Genomic DNA, 17,184 nt, shown 5'->3' with positions numbered 1-17,184 from the left:
GTTTTATTCGTTCAGTTTTCAAAGGTCTACATTGTTTGTTGTTTTGTTTCAGCAACTTTTATATCTTAACAGCTTACTGAGTGAATGTCAATAACTTTTTTGAAGTTATTTATATTTTAAAAATCAACGTTCGGCTTTTGCTGCATCAGCAACGTTTATTAATTTACCATTTAATTAACTAATGGTCAACTATTTTTTTCGAAAAAAAAGAACTTATTTTTGTAAGCTCTTTCTTTATCGCTATTCAAATAATGGTACACCTTCGATTTCAATTGTCCCTAAAATTTTTCTTACACTATCAGGGCTTTCCCAAGCGAAACCTTCTGGTAATTCCGTAACTTCTTTGCTAGTCATCTCAAATACATACAAGGGTAAGTTAGCGCCATGTGATTGTGTATTCGTTAATTCGACTAAACGAATATTATTAACGTCAATATGTAGTGTAGTTTTCAAAAAGTTTAAAAAACTAGCTAAAACAGTGTTTTCAGCTTTGGTATCAGTGTGGGCAAATTCTTTATCTCTTCCTACTTCATGAACTAAAAAACGTTTTGATCCATCTTCTAAATGCAACATGATTGTTCCAGATACTTGTTTCGTCACAATTTTCACCTCTGCAAAAGCTAATCTAAATCGCCTTTATTGTATCATGCTTTCAGAAAAAAAGATATTATTTACATAAAATAGTATTTAATTTTCAGCTCGCTCTTTCAGCAAAAAATCGATGGCTTCATCAGTCCAATGAGGCATATTTTTCTCGAGTGAGCGAAAGCCAATATTTTTGTTACGATTTGTGAAGTAGCGTTTTCGATGGTATGGCATCTCCGCAGGATGTTCCACTAACGTTCGCAATGATAGACTGATTTTTTTAGTATACTCATCGATATCAATGAGTTGCACTTTTACTACTTGTCCAACTTCTAAAAAGCTGTGGATGTTTTTAGTATAGCCTGATTGTATTTCCGATATATGAACCAATCCTTGTGTTTGATCATCTAATGAAATGAACGCTCCATAAGGTTGGATACCCGTTACACGGCCTTCTATAATCTCTCCAATTTTATATCTCATTCGTTTCCCTCTTTTCGCATGTTTCATTATACTGTATTTATCACCAAAATTGAAGTTAGCTAAATAGGAGGAAAGAATCATGACAAATTTTGATCAGCCAATTGAACGAATTGGTTCCAACAGTGTGAAATGGGATACTATCCTTACCATGTACAATGAAGATGATCTTTTGCCACTATGGATCGCTGATATGGATTTCCGTGCACCCACTGATGTCTTAAGCGCATATCAAGCATTATTGACTCATGGAGTATTAGGTTATACAGATATTCCGCAAGATCTTTATACTGCGATCATCCGTTGGGAACGCGAACGGCATCACCTAGATTTAGAAAAAAAAGAAATTTTATTTTTTTCAGGTGTTTTAGCTGGAATAACTACAGCAATCCAAGCATTCACGAAACCAGAAGAGGCTATTTTAATTCATGATCCGGTCTATCCTCCTTTTGCAACAATCATTACTAATAACAAACGAAAATTAGTTCGTAGTCAATTGAATGAAAAAGATGGACGATTCGTGATGGACCTTGCTGATATCGAAGAAAAGTTCAAACGATATCAGATTAAAGTTATGATTTTGTGTAATCCCCATAATCCAGGCGGACGAGTTTGGACAAAAGATGAATTACAACGTCTAGGAGAACTTTGTAAAAAATACGCAGTTCTTGTTTTAAGTGACGAGATTCATCAGGATTTGATTTTCCCACCGCATGAAATGACTTCTTTCTTTTGTGCTGGGACAGATTTTAGTGATTTTAGTCTACAATTTACTTCCATTACTAAAACATTCAATCTTGCCGGAATCAAAAATTCTTATGCCTTAATTAAAAATGATACATTACGCAAGCAATTACTCGCAAAACAAGAAGAAAACTTCCAACAAGAGATCAATACTTTTGGCTTGATTGGAATGGCCGCAGCTTATAAAACAGGTGATACATGGTTAGCAGAGTTATTACCTTATCTGCAAGCAAACATCACATACACAGTAAAGTTTTTCCACGAACATTTGCCAAAAGTAAAAATCATGCAGCCAGAAGGGACTTACTTGATGTGGTTGGATTTTTCAGCATATGGTTTATCTGATGAAGAATTGGAACAACGCTTAATCCATAAAGGAAAAGTCGTTTTAAACCCTGGAGTTAGTTATGGACCCAGCGGCAAGCAGCATATGCGTTTGAACATCGCCTGTCCACAAGCAATCCTTGCAGAAGATTTGCAACGAATCGTAACAGGCTTGAGTGAATAAAAAAAATACGGCTCAGTGGCCGTATTTTTTTATTCACCGATTTCGATAGATTCGATGACGATATCATGGACAGGTTTGTCTTGCGCGCCACGTTTAGCTGCAGCGATATTGTCAACAACATCCATTCCTTCAGTCACATGTCCAAAAACAGTATGACGAAAATCTAACCAAGGAGTCCCACCTTGTTTGTACGTTTCAATGATTTCACCAGGAAAACCGGCTTCTTCTAATTGCGCCATCATATTGGCAGGAACATCTTGTTTGTTGACGATAAAGAACTGACTGCCATTTGTATTTGGACCAGCGTTAGCCATAGATAATGCGCCGCGCAAGTTGAATAAATTTTGTGAGAATTCATCCTCAAATTTTTCACCGTAGATGCTCTCTCCACCCATACCAGTACCGGTCGGGTCGCCTCCTTGAATCATAAAATCAGGAATGACACGGTGGAAAATGACGCCATCATAGTAGCCTGTCTTCGCTAATTCTACGAAGTTTTTTACAGTTTTTGGCGCTTCTTCAGGGAATAGTTGAACTTTAATATCCCCCATATTCGTTTTGATTGTTGCTTTTGGGCCTTTTTCTTCGGCTAAGTTTAATTGTGGAAATTGAGTCACTTCAAAATCCTCCTTTATTTTTTTGCTGTGTCCATCATAACAAACTTTTCTAGTTTTGCCACCTCTACAAACTAAGCAGTTTTTTCTCATCCATTTATTTGTTACAATCGATGAGAAGAAAGGGTGTTGATATGGAAATTTTTGATCTAACTATCGTAGGCGCAGGACCTGTTGGAATGTTCGCGGCTTTTTATGCGGGAATCCGTCAAGCTAAAACAAAGTTGATCGATAGTTTGCCACAATTAGGCGGACAATTAACGACGCTTTATCCTGAAAAAAATATTTATGATATTCCTGGATTCCCCATTATAAAGGCGGCGGATCTGGTAAACAACTTAGAAAAACAATTACGGACATTTTCCCACACTTATTGCTTAGATGAAGAGGTTCTAGAACTAAAACAACATGATGAGTACCTTGAATTGATCACTAACAAAGAAAGTCATTACGCAAAAGCTGTGGTCCTAGCTATCGGGAACGGCTCGTTTCAACCAAGACGTTTGTTAATCGATGGTGCTGATACTTTTGAAAATCACGGAATCGATTATTATATCACCGACTTGATGAAGTATGCTGGAAAAAAGGTTGCGATTGCAGGTGGCGGCGACTCGGCGATCGACTGGGCACTGATGTTAGAACCCATTGCTGCAGAGGTCTCGATCATTCATCGTCGCGATAATTTCAGAGGTCATGAACACAGTGTCCAAAAACTAAAAGAGTCTTCTGTTAATATTTACACACCATACCTATTACACGAACTTAGCGGAAAAGAACTGTTAGAAGGTGTGACTTTACAAAAAGTGAAAAGTGATGAGACAATTGCAGTGAACATTGATTACTTGATTGTTAATTACGGATTTTCTTCGTCTTTGGATCATTTAAAATCTTGGGGGCTGGAAAGTACCCGTCAAGCAATCCTTGTTGAATCAGACATGCGGACATCCATTCCAGGAGTCTATGCTTGCGGAGATATCACGACCTATGATGGCAAAGTAAAACTGATTGCTACCGGTATGGGAGAAGCACCGACTGCTGTCAATAACGCGCTGCATTACATCAATCCAAAAAATCGAACACAACCTGGTCACAGCACTAGCCTATTTCCGCAAAACTAATGCTTAACGGAGGGAAGATATGGTATTTGAAACAACTGCTCTTGAACAGAAAGCTCGTGAACTTTTAGAAGAACGCGGAGTCACTATTAGAGACATCGCAGAACTGGTCTTCTTTTTACAAAAAGATTATATCGATACCTTAGATATTGAATTATGTATCCATAGTGTAAATCGTGTATTGACTAAACGAGAAGTCCATAACGCTATCATCACCGGTATCCAACTGGATCTGCTTGCTGAACAAAAAAGGCTAGATTACCCGCTGCAAAATATTTTAGAAGAAGATGAGGGGCTTTACGGCATTGATGAGATTATGGCCCTTTCAATCGTCAATGTCTATGGCTCAATCGGTTTTACTAATTACGGCTACATCGATAAAGTCAAACCAGGGATTTTGAAAAAACTCAATGAACATGATGGAATCCACGTCCACACCTTTTTGGATGATCTTGTGGGGGCAATCGCTGCAGCTGCGGCTAGCCGCCTGGCTCATGAACATCCACGAAAACTAGATTCTATCGTCAAGTAACTATTTGTTCTATCAATAAAAGGGCATTAAAAAAAGAGCTTACCGCTCTTTTTTTAATGCCCTTTTGCCAAAATAAATCGGCAGAAAGTAAAAAATTTCCACTAATACAAAAAATAAAATGAAACAATGGAAGAAAAAGGTCTCTGGTAAAACGGTAATAATCGGATCTGTCACCGGATTAAAAATCCATGCATCATTGTTGAAAAGTACTCCGTGGAACAAAACAAAGAACTGGTCAAAATTCACTGCCATCAAAAAAGCGACCACGACAGGGACTGCGACGGCTATTTGAAATGGTTGGACCAGTGTCCATAACCGTTTTTGTCTAATCAAATGCCGCAGATAAAAAATACTCGGCAAAATAGTTACCGCTAATAATCCGTAATTCAGCAAAAACAAACGTTTTACTTCATAAAAATGTTGCGCTCCACTAGTTGAAACGGGAAAATCACTCATATGAAGTTTTTCTACCCAAGGCAGATTCAGATAGCTCATCAATTGATCGAAATTATCCAGCAACTCTTTTTTAGACAGGAATGTCTCATCCAATAAACGTAAGCGTTCAACATCAAATTGATAGAGCCAACGAGCGTTGATCGTCAATGTGATCGCAAGTGTCAATAAAGTCAGCAACAAACAGATCAAGCCTAGACGTTCCAACCAGCTACGCTTCATCGAACGTCCATTCATCCAACGAATCAACAAGATGTGTTGGCGGTACTGGTAAAGTCGGTACCTCTTCTTTTTGGGTATAGCCTGATAAAACCAATAAGGAATCAATCTCATTGTTGATGCCTGCTAAAATGTCAGTCGTATAGTTGTCGCCCACCATCAAGACATCCGATTTCTCCATCCCTAAAACTTTCACCGCTTTATCCATGATGATTGCTTCAGGTTTTCCAATATAAATCGCTGTCTGTTGAGTAGATGCTTCAATTAGCGCAATCACTGAGCCTGCACCAGGCAATAACCCCCGCTCGGTCGGAATATTTTTATCTGAATTGGTCCCGATGAAAGTCGCACCTTTTTGAATCGCTAATGTTGCTGTCACAAATTTTTCATACGTCACATTGGTATCCAAGCCAATGACTACATAATCAGGATTTTTTTCTTCCCAAACATAACCCGCCGCTAAAATCGGATCAATCAATCCAGGTTCACCGATAACAAAAACTTTTTTGCCTTTGTCAGCATCATTCATATAATCGATTGTTGCTAGTGTGGCGGTGTAAATCGTTTCAGGACTTACGTGGATCGAAAATTCATTTGCTAATCGGTCAGCGACTGTTCCTGGTGTTTTAGTTGTGTTGTTGGTCAAAAATAAAAATGGAATCTGACGCGCTTGCAGTTGTTCAACAAAACGGCGACCAGCTGGAATCGGCTCGCTGCCACGGTAAATCGTTCCATCTAAATCAATCAAATATCCTTTGTACATCTTCTTACTCTTCTCTTTGACGAATCACAAAGCGTTCGTCCTTTTCTTTTGTTTTTGTTGGTGTCTCTTTTTTAGGTTGGCGGTTTTTGATTATTGGTTTTTTCTTCGGTTTATCCGTCACTGGGACCTTTTTTTCTTCTACGAAAGCTTGTGGCTTATCTTTACGTTTCCGCTTGCGTTTTTTACGTGTCTGTTGACGTTTGCCCCCAGTTCGTTCCAATACAAAATATGCACAACCAAAATTACAGTACTCATATAAATAATCTTCTAATGTGTCGATCCGCTGTTCTGGTAAGCTCTTCCGGTCATCTTCTCGGAAAAAACCTTTCAGGCGCAACTGATCATATCCCCAATCTCCGACGATGTAATCGTAACGTGTCAAGACCTCACTAAAGCGTTCACCTAAACGTTCGGCATCAAAGCCCTCACGATAATTTTTAACTAAGCGATATTGGCGTTCACCAATTAAAAGATTGCTGTCATCTACAAAGACGACAGTTTCACCTTTTTTCTTTTCTTCAGCGGGGGTCTCAACGATTTCGTCTAAGACTTCAGTCAATTCTTCAGTGACTGTTTTTTCAGGATTGTTTTGTTTTACTGGTTTGTCTTGTTTTTCTTTTGCCATCGTTTCACCACCTGATTGCTATTATACCTTGTTTTTATTTGATTGGGTAGTTAGTGTGGAGATAGTCCCCCAAAACACTGCGGATAAAATCTGGGAATAGAAATTCGTAGCGACTAGCGATTTCAATCGTTGGAAAAAACGGCACAAACATAAAATGATCGATTGTTGCAATCGTATAGTCCAACTCAGGATCGACTAACTCACCTAACCAACGTACCTGATGATTCACGTGATCGTACGCAATCCCATCATAAACAAGATGACCAAAAACCTTTCCGCGAAATCCCATTCCCATTACGGGGAAATTGATCAAAAAGTGGCGGTTTTTTTCCATTTCTAAAATCAATCGGATCAAATTGTTCCCGTCTAAGGTTACTTTGATTAGATGCATCGGATGCGGCAAAGCGGTATGGAGTTGGTCTTGGTCAACGAGTCCTGCTGGAATGTCTTTTAAAAATAAGCCAGAGTTTAAGATTGCTGCTTCAGTTTTTGCCGCTTCTTTTACCGCTGCCAATGCATAGTTGATCATGGTATGCTCCTCTTGGAGATCGATACGCAATGCAAAAGGTAGATCAGCCACTTTTTTTGCGGCTAACAACTGATGGCCTTCTTGCAAATAACCATCGATCTCTTCTTGATCTTCTGGTAAAGCCAACATTTTTTCAGTAGGAAATGTTCGAGCAGATGTTTTTTGAATGCGATGTTCAGCATCAACGGTCACGTGGACTTCTCCTACATAGTAGCCATACTTTCCTGCTGCTGCTAATTGAACATTTCCGATTTTTTCTCCTGTTTCAAATAAATGATGGGTATGCGATCCTAAGATGACATCAATTTCGGGTAATTCGCGAGCGATTTTACGGTCCACGCTGATTCCAAGGTGGCTCATTAAAACTAAGACATCTACTTTTGGTCGAATATCTGCCACCAATTCTGGCAAGATATCCATCACTTGACGAATATCCCATCCATTGGGCTCATAGGTTAACGAAAATGGCGCAGTAAAAGCCAATAACCCGACTTTTGTCCCTTGTTCTGTCGTGAGGATTTTAGCCTGCTTGACCCACTCAGGTGGTTGCAACGTCTGCTTGTCAAAAAGATTGTCCAAAAGAATATCAAAATTTGCCCCATCATATAAATGATTTAATTCCGCTTTAGAATTTCCGACACCTTCGTTATTACCAATCGTTGCCGCATCATAATGGATCTGATTCATCAATCGAACATTGGCTTGTCCATTAGTTGCTTCAGTCAGCGGATGCCAGCGATCCACAAAATCCCCTAGATCGACTGTGATAATCTTTTTAGCTGGCGTTTCTTCTTGTTTACGATTTAATAGAAAACGACGGATCTTCGGCCAATTTTCTAAATGGGAATGAAGATCGTTGGTGTGCAAAAGAATAATTTTTTCCATTATTCTACCTCTTTTCAACTCTTCTTGTTCCACCTATAGTAACATATAGCTGAAAAAGGCTGAACGAAGTCGTTTATAAAAAAAGTAGGTGGACACATGAAATTTGAATCTATTCTCGGCACCATTTGGCTAGATGCTACCCCCCATGCTCTAAGTCAGATATCTTATACACCCATTGTTGAAACGCCCTTAGCCAATCAAGAAATTTTAGCCCTGGCCCAAACCCAACTGCTAGAATTTCTTGCCGGCAAACGAAAAACATTTGACGTTCCTTATATTTTTGAAAAAGGGACAGACTTCCAAAAAGAAGTTTGGCATGCTTTGACAGAGATTAACTTTGGGCAAACTTGCAGTTATCAAACAATTGCTGAAAAAATTCAGCGTCCTAAGGCAGTTCGTGCCATCGGTCAAGCCAATCGCAACAATCCATTACCGATTATCGTGCCTTGCCATCGAGTAATCGGTAAAAACGGCAAACTAGTGGGGTATTCAGGCTCAAGTGAAGCTGGCCTAAAAATAAAAGCTCAGTTACTTACACTTGAAAATCCCCTATTACAAACGAGCGCTCTTTTTTGATACTACTGTCTTGATAGTCATTTATTAAAAAACGATCCAAACTATTTCTGTATACTGCTACTTTAGCGCAGATCTGCGCCAAGTCAGTAATATTACAGTTGATAGTTCGGATCGTTTTGTATTTCCTCATCATTTTTGTCTCAAAAAATAAAACAGCCAACAAACCACCATAAATTCATCATTAATTTCCTCTGGATAGCTGTTTTTTACAAAAAAAAGCAGACTCGAAAGTCTGCTGTAACGTCATTTATAAGACACATGCCGGATCCTACTTAGTTGGATTACTGCTAAACAAATGTTGCTAATTGTTGTCATATCAATGTTTTTCCGACCTTTCCGCAACGCTTTATTACTGATTATTTGACAACATTGGCAAACATTTGCCCCTTTTTTGCCCCTTATTCGTACCTTCTCTTCTTGAGGAGGTATTTTTTTATTTGACAATATGCAAAATACTTTGTAGTTTTCTATTGACTTTATACAAAATACTTTGTATAATAGGTTTATAGATAAGAGATAAGCAAAAGGAGGAAACAACAATGTTTAACAAATCTGAAATTATGACTCAAGCGTGGATCTGGTTTAATAATGATGAAGTTGATGTTTGCGACATTAACTGGACATCTTATGGTGATACTGAAAAAACATTTGGCGTTTGCTTGAAAGCCGCTTGGGCAAAAGCTAAAGAAGATATTGAAGAAAGAAAAGTTTATACTAAATCAATCGCAAGTTCTGAAGAATTGAAAGCGTGGAATTGGGCTGAAAAGAAATTGAATTTTGTATCTGGGTTAGCTGACGAAAGCAAATATCAACAAATGATGAACATTGATAAAGAAACTTTTGGAATGTCAGTTTGGCAAAAAGCAATCAAAGCTGCTGGTATGTTTAAACGTACTGCTGCATAAAATAGGAGGAAAATAAAATGACAGAAACTTACACTGAAATCATCACGAAACTATTAAAAGGAAAGCTAACAAGTTATAAAATCGCTAAAGATACCGGTTTGACACCGCAATACATCGATAATTATCGAACCGGAAAAAGCAAGATTGAGAACATGGCTTTGGGAAAAGCTGAATTGCTAGTAGACTATGCTAAAAAAGTTGATGTTATCAGCGTTGGTAAACAGCAGTGGATAAACATTGTTGGACGCGCTTCTACTACACCAGAAGAAGCGAAAAAACTTCTCGGTCGTTATGTTTACGACTGGAAAAGCAAAGAATCAGCGTTAGCTGCATTTAAACATGCGGTTTTGAAGAACGATCAGTTGAGCCGACAAGCTAGAAATGAGCCAGTTAAATTGGGCGAAAATCCCGATGAAGTAATTGCCTGGTTGGAAGAAATCACTGTGGACGATCTTGCGGATCGTTAGGAGGAAATTATGAAAACAGAAGTTGCTGGGGTTAATTCTTACGAACAAAACGGTGTGACAAAATATCGCGTTGAATTGCATGTAAATGATCACCACTATCAAAAACGAGGGTTTATTTCGTTTGATGAAGCAGTGGCATATAGAAAATCATTAGAGGAAAAGTATCTTCCTGAAAAAGAAATTATAGTTGAATCAGATGATGTTGTTAAAACATACTTAAAAACACAATCTATTCGAAAAACGAGCTTGCAACATAATATGTCACGAGTGAAAGTTCGAAAGATTTTAATTAATGAAGGGGTCTATTCAACTGCTGAAAGTATACGAGTTAATAACCTGTTGAGTGAAGGCTTATCGCCATCAGAGGTTGCAAATAAAATGGCTATTTCGATTAGTTCCGTCAACAACCTTTCTATTTATAGAAAAGGTGAAGGGAAAAGAAAGAATCCATCTAAAGCCGCTGCCTATGTTCGTGATTTTCGGGAAAGAAATAAAAACAAAGCCCCCTACAATTAAGTAGAGGGCTGTTTGTTTATTCGTTTTTTGCAACGTTAGTTAATACTAATTTACCACTATAGACATCCGATTCATCGAATAATCTTAGGTAAAACTTTTTCAGACGCTCATTTAGCAATGCTTGCTCTTTCTTATCCATAGATGATTTTCTATTCCACTATTGAATTTCGAACTATCTTTTCAAATTCCTCTGGAAATATTTTGAGTAAAACTTTTTTTGTAGTTTCTATTTCAGAGTAATATACCCCATAGCCTTCATTCAATGAGAACAAAATAATTTTTTTCAACTCTCTTAACTCAGAATTATTGAGGAGTATCCTTTCATTAGTTTTATCCATGAAAACTACCTCCATTCGTGGTATAATATTATAAAGGCAATTCATGTAGAGCTTTCACTTTTGCAGGGTGGGCTCTTTTTTATTTTATCATAAATGCAAGCCCTCTACGATTGTAGAGGGTGTTTTAGTTTTAATACTTGAATCCCTTGATGTGGCTAGGATTTATCTTTAAATCTTTCGCTTTACCCATATCCTGAATTTGCTTCAATACAATTGGTGCATCGTGGTCATTGAATCCTTCCCCTTTAACGCGAACGTCATACGTACCATACGCATTCGCTTCAGCGTAGGTTTGTCCATCCAGCAAGATGTCTTTCAACATTTTCCGCATGTGGTCATCGAACCACTTCGCTTGTTTCTCGTTCAAATTTCGAACCTCAATACGGCTAGTGGGTTTGTCACCATCAACAATAGCTATATTTGATTGAATATAACCTTTTTGATAGCTTGACAGCTCTTGTTTCACTCGTGCTAAAGAAGCGTTTAACCGTTTGGTCGTTCCTGTTTTAATCATGCCAGTATAGACTTTATTCGGTTGCAATACAGCTTTCACTTGGTCTCTTAATAGCGTCCACGCATAATTAGTCTGAACACGTTGGACTATTTTAGTCGCTTGGTCTTTTGATACGTTGTCGATAGCAATGCCGTTTTTCTTGGCTTGCGGTGTGGGAGCTGGATTAGGTTTTGGAGTGTCGCTTCCTTGATTTTTCAACCGATAGGCATAAAAATAAGGACACCCAGCCATTACCCACCGCTGATCATGATTGGCAATAATAGTGGTCATCTTCCAGCCAGTGCATTCAATCCAGTTTTGATTATCTAGCGCCACGCCTGTATGGCCACCAGCGCCCGCAGATTGTCCCTTTTTACCCCAAATAATTACGTCCCCACGTTGCATTGGGAAATCTGAGTTTTCAGCAATTTTCTCATAACCTAGTTTCAAAAGGTAATCATGCAATGTTTCTGTGCTTGGGATATAACCATAGTTAAAGCCACCAGACTCACGTAGAATACGATACACTGAGCCTGAACAATCACAAGTGCCATCTGTGTAATAACGTGATCCATACATGCTGTAGCTGCAGTTGTTTACGAAACGCTGAACTACTGCTAAACCCGCTTCAATATTAATAGCCATTATTTGTCCTCCTTCTTTTCTTCGATTTCTTTTGGTTGCGGTTGTAATCCAACATTTTTGTCATCTGATTTCTCATATTTTTCTTGTGCTTTTTTCATGTCCATGCTATTTTTCCTCCTTATTATCAGAATCATAATTATTACTAACTACGTTCAAAAGTACCCCTGACAACGTAGCAAGCGCCGTAATTGTCCCCACAATCACTTTTGTATCAAAGCCATATAAACCGCCTAACGTCACGATGAATGCGGTAATGCCTGGCACTCCAATCGTCAAAAAACGCTTGATAAAGTCGTACTGTTTGTTGCTTAGTTTCATTGTTTTACCCCACTTTCTTTAAACAATGTTTTAATCTGTTCAGTGTGTTCAATTAATCGATCGTTGTGACGATCTAAACGTTCATCATGATTCTTCAGCTCATTGTGGATGGACATACGATCAGATTTACTCATCTCTAAATCACGATTGATTAAGTCTAAGCTGTGTGCCATTTTCGTTAGATTGTCCGATATTTTAGTGAAACTTGATAAAATCGGACGTATGACTAACAAAATCAAACCGGTAATTGTGGCAAACCACCCCGCCCATGTGGCGATTTCTCCAATATTTAACATTTGCACTCCCTCTTTACATCAAAATAAAAAGCCCCGTAATTAAACGAGGCTAAAAAAATAAACCTGTTAAGGTTTTCCAATAATTTGATCAGCTTCTTCATCAGTGATACAAAGTGGCACGAATTGTTTTACATCCTCTTCAGTGAAGCAACCCCAATCGTACATCATTTTTACATCGTCATAACTAAACATATTATTTTCCTCCTTCTGCGTTTTCAGTAGTTAATTGAGCTTTGATTTCAGCAATGTCTTTGCTGTTTTGGACTGACGCTAGCATAGTCTTAGAATTGATTTGTGCTAAGTTATCAGCTTTTGTTTTTAATGCTGTGTTTTCTGCTGTTAAATTCAAATCATTCAACATTAGTTTCGCATTTAGTTGAGACATTTGCGTTTGTTTTTCTGTTAACGCTACGTTGTCTGCTTTGACTGTTGTGTAGAAGTTTTCTAGTAACGCTAGTTTTTCAGTGTTAGCCATAAATTCAACTGGCTTCCACACGTTTGATTTGACATCGAAGAACTGCAGCATTAGATCTCGATTGGGATCTGGAGCAATTTCCGTGTATGGAAATTTGGTTTCAAAGTCCTCGGTTACTTCTGTTTTTTTGCACCCGAACGGATACAAAATTTCGTAAATTGTTTTCATTTATCTTCCTCCACTTTTAATTTTTTAAATACGCAATAATGCGTTTGATTCTGTAGATTCTGTTCGGTGCTACACTGTTTTCGTTTGCACCAGAAATTGTAACGTTGCCTGATTCATTCGCAAAATTCACAAATTTATAATTGTCAGTAGTCATTTGAATTCTATAACTATTCCCAACTACCAAATCGTCTGGCGAAAGCACTGTTTGACTCCAGCTGTAATTTAATAAAGTTCCCGCTGTATCATCAACACGGGACCACAGAAGCACTATTTTGTCGATTTTCCCTGAAGCTCCAAGTGTAAATTTATCAGCAGCATTAAAGTATTCGCCAACACCATCTGCCTCATAAATAACTTTTCTAGTGATCGTCGATAACGATACGTCATTTATCATCAGACCATCTTTAAAATTTTTGATGCCGCCGATTGTCTCGTTTCCAGCAATGGATACGAATTTTCCTTGAACCCATTTTGCGATTGCTTTAAATACTAAAGCAGGTGTCATAAACTTATTAGTGGCCGTCCCCGCCTCAGCTTCAGCCTGCGTAGCAGTCGAATAGTTATCAACGTTTCCTAGTCCAATTTGCGTTTTCGTGACTTTATGTGGATTACTGATATTTTCAGTATGGGAATCAAGAGTTGCTTTTTTAGCAATCGTGTTATCCTCAGCTTGCCATGAATAGTCCGCTGGATTATCGCTATCAACGATTGAGATACCTTTGTAGGTTGGATAAGCATTGATTGGGTCTTCTGATGGTGACGGTGTGTAGATTGTGTTACCGCCATATTCTTCAAACTTGATATTGTAAAATTTGCCTTTTTCCAGTCTATTTAAAGTTCCATCAAAGTTCATTGAACGCATTGTATAGTAACTGATGCGATAGTTTGCGGCACTATCATAAAGTGCTAAAGGAGTGGTAAATGTGGCTTTGCGCTCGCGTTTAGTCCCAACAACCCATGTCTTAGCATCTTCCGAGTTGTTTACGTTGTCGCTTAAATTTACTGATGGGTAACCGCTCACCCCGCTGTATAGTAGAAATGCACCGTGCTGATCTTGATGAAAAGGAACAGTATTATCAGCTCTACTTAATAATTCAAACATATATTGAACGCTGTACTTTGTATTAGGTTTCAGGAATTGTTTTAAATTTTCATTGCTCACAAGCACAGAACCCCATCCGCCGTCTGATGTAAAAATCGTTTCTGATACAGCGTTTTTATCATCAACAAAACTCATTTTGAACAAGTTCTCCCGTGGATAAACCTTAGTAAACCTGTCCGTCCCGTCTGCTGACCATGACCACGCAGTTTTAAATCTTGCTCTAAGCTCAACACCAGCTAATTTTTCTTCGAGTGTTAAAATTCGAGCTTGCAGTTCATTAAGCAATCTTTCAGATTCTGTTTCAATTTCAGCAATGGTTTGATGATATTGATTCATAATCTGATTGAAACCTTGCCAGTAATAATCCTCTAATTCAGGCGTGTTCAAATCAATTGGGCTTCGCTTGATGTCAAAGGTAAAACGTCCAGCAGTGTCTAACGAGCGTGAATCAGGCAATTCAATATAAATTGAACCAGTGACACGCCCGACATAGCCTAAAATATTGTCTTCTAACACGATAGACACAATCCCGTTTACCGCATCTTCGATTACCGCATGATAAATATGACGACCGCCAACAAAATCTAAGCAAATTGGAACAATCGTTCCTTCGGGCAACGTTTGATTTACACCATCTTTTTTCAATTGAAAAATTAACTTTGCAGTCCCTTTGTCATGCGACCAGAAAACCACTCCAGTTGGAATAGGAGTGGTCGCTTTTGCCTGAATGACAATGATTTCTTCATTTGTTTTAAACATTAGGACAACACCGTCCCTTTAGAGATGATTAAGCCTTGACCACTAGTTTTTTGTTTAGTCATTGCTGTTAAAGCACTCGTACTACCATCGCGCACAGTGCCGCTGTTTGCTTCAAAACCAATGTTGTTTCCAGTACCAGTCACGTCTCCTGCCACACGTGTTTCTGACATTAGTCTTGATACGTTGATTTGATTTTGATTATCAAAATATGAATTATAAATATGACATTTTGATGTACCCCCAACATAACTCGCGACATGATTTGAAATAGCCTTTGTGTTTTCAACACATCTAACTTGATTTAGCGCTAGATAACCGCTTTGTTCACATGAAAAACTATATTTATACCCTTCAAAAACAGGTGCGTTTGCTTGGTCCACTGCTTGAATTCCAGCGATTTGAAAATACCCCGTGCAATTAAAGAAACCAATCGAACGAACTTTGACAGGCATATCATTTTTACTTTGGTCTAAAACGCCTAAACTTTGAATGGTTCGAATATCAATTCTTAAAGCACTGATAGATTTAAGAACTACATCTTCTAAATACACACCATCATCGATCCAGATAGTGATTTGAGAAGAAGAAATCAACGGCATTACATTTACTGCCATTTGAATTGTTTTGAACGGTTTTTCTTCTGTCCCGTCCCCATTTTTATCATCACCATCAACAGAAGAAACATATAAATCTAACGTTGCCCCATACGTTCCCATTAATTTTCCAATTGCTTGGTTTAACTGTTCAAACTGTAGTCTCTGATTTTCTTGAGTCATGTCTAATTGAGTCACGTCTTCATCGTGTTTATCCTCTGAAGCGAGCAATCTCGATTCTAAAGTATCGAATGTTTCTCCTCTATTGTTCACACGTGCATCCACTACTTCGTTTGGCGAATCACCACCACTATGCAAGACGAGGTTGTCGATTCGACTGTTCGTAGTATCTAGTTTTTGATCTTGATCATGAGCATTGCGATTTAGAATATCAACATTGTCGTTAAACGTTTTTTTCCACTCTGAAGAGATACGATTCTTAATAAGTTTGAGTAATTCCATCAAATCACTCCTTTCTTAGCGAGATTCGCTAGTATTGATGTCATAGTTTTTTTAGTGTTTGACAATGTGATTTCTGGTGGTTTGTTTGGTAACGCTGGATAAGTCTTTAATCCAACGACTTGAATATACGTCCTGATATTTAGCGGTTCATATATAAACGGCACGTAGTCACCTTTTTTCGGTGTGATACGCCATTTCAACGTTACTGAACCACTTATCGCTGGATAGTCTTGCAAGTCTTGTTTTAATCGTTCAGTCATGTTGCCAGCGACTGTATAACGCTCGTCTTCCACAGGATCTTGAATACGGATGCCCCATTTTTCTGATTCTGGGGAGGTGTAGGTGATTGGAGAAAAGTAATAACTTCCATCATCTTTTTTCTTACCAAATCCTTTAATTTGAGTTTTCAAAGAATAAGTATCGATATCGAATTTAACTGAATCAGTGTTGTATTTATATCGAATCTGTTCTTCAATTTTTCCGCCATACTCAGCACGTGGATAAAACGTTAATCGTTGATTATTTGGTATTACAACAGCATCATAATCGCTTAATATTTCTTCGATTAGTTTCAGATAATTCGCGTTGCCAAAATTCTCTTGTTCAACCGTTAAAAATTTCTTGTTCGGGTCTACAACTTCCCAAGTAAAACCACGAGCGCCAGCATTAAATATGTGTGTTAGTAACTGACTAATTGACCTTGTACCTGTTACTGTGTCGTACTGCCGACCATCTTGAATCGTGTAATAAATGTGAGTAGCAGTAACACTTTTACTAACAAATTGTCCTTCTGCAGACGTGGTCATTTGTTTGATAATGAATTCTTGACCGTTGAAAATTACCGAGCTTTCGTAATCAACTAAATCAAACGCTGTACTATTTAAATCTGTTTTAGTTACATTGAAACTGACTTCCCACGTTTCGTTTTCTTGCCAATTTTCAAAAAAAGAGTCCTTATCATATTCGACAAGGATCTCCCGTTTTGTTTTTTCATAATTTTGAATGATGATATCTATCAT

23 protein-coding genes are annotated in these 17,184 nt (G+C 38.1%); 7 read left to right on the top strand and 16 right to left on the bottom strand.

The window, feature by feature from the left end; translation table 11 throughout:
- Positions 1-240 precede the first annotated feature (240 nt).
- A complete protein-coding gene (locus tag P7D84_RS12160) occupies positions 241-603 on the bottom strand; it encodes a hypothetical protein (protein ID WP_311800685.1) in 363 nt (120 codons plus the stop codon).
- Between the two features lie 84 nt (positions 604-687).
- Entirely contained in the window at positions 688-1,068 is a 381-nt protein-coding gene (locus P7D84_RS12155) for a CvfD/Ygs/GSP13 family RNA-binding post-transcriptional regulator (RefSeq protein WP_311800646.1), read from the bottom strand.
- Positions 1,069-1,147: 79 nt separating this feature from the next.
- Here P7D84_RS12155 and P7D84_RS12150 point away from each other — a divergent pair, with 79 nt between their 5' ends.
- Positions 1,148-2,317: a MalY/PatB family protein gene (locus P7D84_RS12150; protein ID WP_311806587.1), complete on the top strand. Its 1,170-nt coding sequence runs from the start codon at positions 1,148-1,150 to the stop codon at positions 2,315-2,317.
- A gap of 29 nt (positions 2,318-2,346) precedes the next feature.
- On the opposite strand, the gene P7D84_RS12145 is transcribed toward P7D84_RS12150, so the two are convergent.
- Positions 2,347-2,934, bottom strand: a complete 588-nt coding sequence (locus P7D84_RS12145) for a peptidylprolyl isomerase (protein ID WP_311806586.1) — start codon at positions 2,932-2,934, stop codon at positions 2,347-2,349.
- Positions 2,935-3,065: 131 nt separating this feature from the next.
- Here P7D84_RS12145 and P7D84_RS12140 point away from each other — a divergent pair, with 131 nt between their 5' ends.
- Both P7D84_RS12140 and P7D84_RS12135 read left to right on the top strand, forming a co-directional pair.
- Entirely contained in the window at positions 3,066-4,049 is a 984-nt protein-coding gene (locus P7D84_RS12140) for an NAD(P)/FAD-dependent oxidoreductase (RefSeq protein WP_311806585.1), read from the top strand.
- 19 nt (positions 4,050-4,068) lie between these two features.
- Positions 4,069-4,578: a phosphatidylglycerophosphatase A family protein gene (locus P7D84_RS12135; protein ID WP_311800649.1), complete on the top strand. Its 510-nt coding sequence runs from the start codon at positions 4,069-4,071 to the stop codon at positions 4,576-4,578.
- Positions 4,579-4,617: 39 nt separating this feature from the next.
- Here the strand turns inward: P7D84_RS12135 and P7D84_RS12130 are convergent, their stop codons facing one another.
- Genes P7D84_RS12130 through P7D84_RS12115 form a run of 4 tightly spaced genes read right to left on the bottom strand, consistent with a single transcriptional unit; the run spans position 4,618 to position 8,052 of the window.
- Positions 4,618-5,253 (bottom strand): TIGR01906 family membrane protein, encoded by a 636-nt coding sequence (locus tag P7D84_RS12130; RefSeq protein ID WP_311806584.1) that lies wholly within the window; start codon positions 5,251-5,253, stop codon positions 4,618-4,620.
- Positions 5,243-6,013, bottom strand: coding sequence for a TIGR01457 family HAD-type hydrolase (locus P7D84_RS12125; RefSeq protein WP_311806583.1), 771 nt, complete (start codon positions 6,011-6,013; stop codon positions 5,243-5,245). The genes P7D84_RS12130 and P7D84_RS12125 overlap by 11 nt, the downstream gene beginning before the upstream one ends.
- Before the next feature lie 4 nt (positions 6,014-6,017).
- Positions 6,018-6,638, bottom strand: a complete 621-nt coding sequence (locus P7D84_RS12120; protein WP_311800652.1) for a YutD family protein — start codon at positions 6,636-6,638, stop codon at positions 6,018-6,020.
- A 34-nt stretch (positions 6,639-6,672) separates the two neighbouring features.
- Positions 6,673-8,052, bottom strand: coding sequence for a bifunctional metallophosphatase/5'-nucleotidase (locus P7D84_RS12115; RefSeq protein ID WP_311806582.1), 1,380 nt, complete (start codon positions 8,050-8,052; stop codon positions 6,673-6,675).
- A gap of 96 nt (positions 8,053-8,148) precedes the next feature.
- On the opposite strand from P7D84_RS12115, the gene P7D84_RS12110 reads away from it, so the two are divergent.
- The 4 genes from P7D84_RS12110 (at position 8,149) to P7D84_RS12095 (ending at position 10,516) form a co-directional block, all read left to right on the top strand.
- On the top strand, positions 8,149-8,628 hold the full coding sequence (locus P7D84_RS12110) for a methylated-DNA--[protein]-cysteine S-methyltransferase (RefSeq protein ID WP_311800654.1): 480 nt from the start codon (positions 8,149-8,151) through the stop codon (positions 8,626-8,628).
- A gap of 539 nt (positions 8,629-9,167) precedes the next feature.
- Complete coding sequence (gene acrIIA3, locus P7D84_RS12105; protein ID WP_311806581.1) at positions 9,168-9,533, top strand: anti-CRISPR protein AcrIIA3; 366 nt, start codon at positions 9,168-9,170, stop codon at positions 9,531-9,533.
- Between the two features lie 17 nt (positions 9,534-9,550).
- The gene (locus P7D84_RS12100) at positions 9,551-10,000 is read left to right on the top strand and encodes a hypothetical protein (protein ID WP_311806580.1); all 450 of its coding nucleotides are present in this window, start codon (positions 9,551-9,553) and stop codon (positions 9,998-10,000) included.
- Positions 10,001-10,009: 9 nt separating this feature from the next.
- Positions 10,010-10,516 carry a DNA-binding response regulator gene (locus P7D84_RS12095; RefSeq protein ID WP_311806579.1) on the top strand — a complete coding sequence of 169 codons (507 nt, stop codon included), beginning with the start codon at positions 10,010-10,012 and terminating at the stop codon, positions 10,514-10,516.
- A gap of 149 nt (positions 10,517-10,665) precedes the next feature.
- Here P7D84_RS12095 and P7D84_RS12090 read toward each other — a convergent pair whose 3' ends face one another.
- From P7D84_RS12090 to P7D84_RS12050, 9 genes are all read right to left on the bottom strand, one after another.
- A complete protein-coding gene (locus tag P7D84_RS12090) occupies positions 10,666-10,854 on the bottom strand; it encodes a hypothetical protein (protein WP_311806578.1) in 189 nt (62 codons plus the stop codon).
- A gap of 130 nt (positions 10,855-10,984) precedes the next feature.
- Entirely contained in the window at positions 10,985-11,992 is a 1,008-nt protein-coding gene (locus P7D84_RS12085; RefSeq protein ID WP_311806577.1) for a peptidoglycan amidohydrolase family protein, read from the bottom strand.
- A gap of 105 nt (positions 11,993-12,097) precedes the next feature.
- Positions 12,098-12,310 (bottom strand): phage holin, encoded by a 213-nt coding sequence (locus P7D84_RS12080; RefSeq protein ID WP_311806576.1) that lies wholly within the window; start codon positions 12,308-12,310, stop codon positions 12,098-12,100.
- Positions 12,307-12,606 (bottom strand): hypothetical protein, encoded by a 300-nt coding sequence (locus P7D84_RS12075; RefSeq protein WP_311806575.1) that lies wholly within the window; start codon positions 12,604-12,606, stop codon positions 12,307-12,309. Before P7D84_RS12075 ends, P7D84_RS12080 begins: the two co-directional genes overlap by 4 nt.
- A 66-nt stretch (positions 12,607-12,672) precedes the next feature.
- A complete protein-coding gene (locus P7D84_RS12070) occupies positions 12,673-12,798 on the bottom strand; it encodes an XkdX family protein (RefSeq protein WP_311806574.1) in 126 nt (41 codons plus the stop codon).
- A 1-nt stretch (position 12,799) separates the two neighbouring features.
- On the bottom strand, positions 12,800-13,249 hold the full coding sequence (locus P7D84_RS12065; RefSeq protein ID WP_311806573.1) for a hypothetical protein: 450 nt from the start codon (positions 13,247-13,249) through the stop codon (positions 12,800-12,802).
- Positions 13,250-13,265: 16 nt separating this feature from the next.
- Positions 13,266-15,110: a BppU family phage baseplate upper protein gene (locus P7D84_RS12060; protein ID WP_311806572.1), complete on the bottom strand. Its 1,845-nt coding sequence runs from the start codon at positions 15,108-15,110 to the stop codon at positions 13,266-13,268.
- Positions 15,110-16,165: a pectinesterase gene (locus P7D84_RS12055; RefSeq protein ID WP_311806571.1), complete on the bottom strand. Its 1,056-nt coding sequence runs from the start codon at positions 16,163-16,165 to the stop codon at positions 15,110-15,112. Before P7D84_RS12055 ends, P7D84_RS12060 begins: the two co-directional genes overlap by 1 nt.
- Positions 16,165-17,184, bottom strand: a complete 1,020-nt coding sequence (locus P7D84_RS12050; protein ID WP_311806570.1) for a phage tail protein — start codon at positions 17,182-17,184, stop codon at positions 16,165-16,167. Before P7D84_RS12050 ends, P7D84_RS12055 begins: the two co-directional genes overlap by 1 nt.

It is taken from the genome of Enterococcus dongliensis, from assembly GCF_031927985.1.
GTDB lineage: Bacteria > Bacillota > Bacilli > Lactobacillales > Enterococcaceae > Enterococcus_A > Enterococcus_A dongliensis.
Note: the sequence above shows the minus strand (reverse complement) of the source record. Positions and strands in the feature narration are given on the sequence as shown.

Bases quoted from the DNA above. Each gene is read 5' to 3' on its own strand.
- P7D84_RS12155 (WP_311800646.1), bottom strand. From the start codon at position 1,068: ATGAGATATAAAATTGGAGAGATTATAGAAGGCCGTGTAACGGGTATC.
- P7D84_RS12150 (WP_311806587.1), top strand. From the start codon at position 1,148: ATGACAAATTTTGATCAGCCAATTGAACGAATTGGTTCCAACAGTGTG.
- P7D84_RS12140 (WP_311806585.1), top strand. From the start codon at position 3,066: ATGGAAATTTTTGATCTAACTATCGTAGGCGCAGGACCTGTTGGAATG.
- P7D84_RS12135 (WP_311800649.1), top strand. From the start codon at position 4,069: ATGGTATTTGAAACAACTGCTCTTGAACAGAAAGCTCGTGAACTTTTA.
- P7D84_RS12130 (WP_311806584.1), bottom strand. From the start codon at position 5,253: ATGAAGCGTAGCTGGTTGGAACGTCTAGGCTTGATCTGTTTGTTGCTG.
- P7D84_RS12125 (WP_311806583.1), bottom strand. From the start codon at position 6,013: ATGTACAAAGGATATTTGATTGATTTAGATGGAACGATTTACCGTGGC.
- P7D84_RS12120 (WP_311800652.1), bottom strand. From the start codon at position 6,638: ATGGCAAAAGAAAAACAAGACAAACCAGTAAAACAAAACAATCCTGAA.
- P7D84_RS12115 (WP_311806582.1), bottom strand. From the start codon at position 8,052: ATGGAAAAAATTATTCTTTTGCACACCAACGATCTTCATTCCCATTTA.
- P7D84_RS12110 (WP_311800654.1), top strand. From the start codon at position 8,149: ATGAAATTTGAATCTATTCTCGGCACCATTTGGCTAGATGCTACCCCC.
- acrIIA3 (WP_311806581.1), top strand. From the start codon at position 9,168: ATGTTTAACAAATCTGAAATTATGACTCAAGCGTGGATCTGGTTTAAT.
- P7D84_RS12100 (WP_311806580.1), top strand. From the start codon at position 9,551: ATGACAGAAACTTACACTGAAATCATCACGAAACTATTAAAAGGAAAG.
- P7D84_RS12095 (WP_311806579.1), top strand. From the start codon at position 10,010: ATGAAAACAGAAGTTGCTGGGGTTAATTCTTACGAACAAAACGGTGTG.
- P7D84_RS12090 (WP_311806578.1), bottom strand. From the start codon at position 10,854: ATGGATAAAACTAATGAAAGGATACTCCTCAATAATTCTGAGTTAAGA.
- P7D84_RS12085 (WP_311806577.1), bottom strand. From the start codon at position 11,992: ATGGCTATTAATATTGAAGCGGGTTTAGCAGTAGTTCAGCGTTTCGTA.
- P7D84_RS12080 (WP_311806576.1), bottom strand. From the start codon at position 12,310: ATGAAACTAAGCAACAAACAGTACGACTTTATCAAGCGTTTTTTGACG.
- P7D84_RS12075 (WP_311806575.1), bottom strand. From the start codon at position 12,606: ATGTTAAATATTGGAGAAATCGCCACATGGGCGGGGTGGTTTGCCACA.
- P7D84_RS12070 (WP_311806574.1), bottom strand. From the start codon at position 12,798: ATGTTTAGTTATGACGATGTAAAAATGATGTACGATTGGGGTTGCTTC.
- P7D84_RS12065 (WP_311806573.1), bottom strand. From the start codon at position 13,249: ATGAAAACAATTTACGAAATTTTGTATCCGTTCGGGTGCAAAAAAACA.
- P7D84_RS12060 (WP_311806572.1), bottom strand. From the start codon at position 15,110: ATGTTTAAAACAAATGAAGAAATCATTGTCATTCAGGCAAAAGCGACC.
- P7D84_RS12055 (WP_311806571.1), bottom strand. From the start codon at position 16,165: ATGGAATTACTCAAACTTATTAAGAATCGTATCTCTTCAGAGTGGAAA.
- P7D84_RS12050 (WP_311806570.1), bottom strand. From the start codon at position 17,184: ATGATAGATATCATCATTCAAAATTATGAAAAAACAAAACGGGAGATC.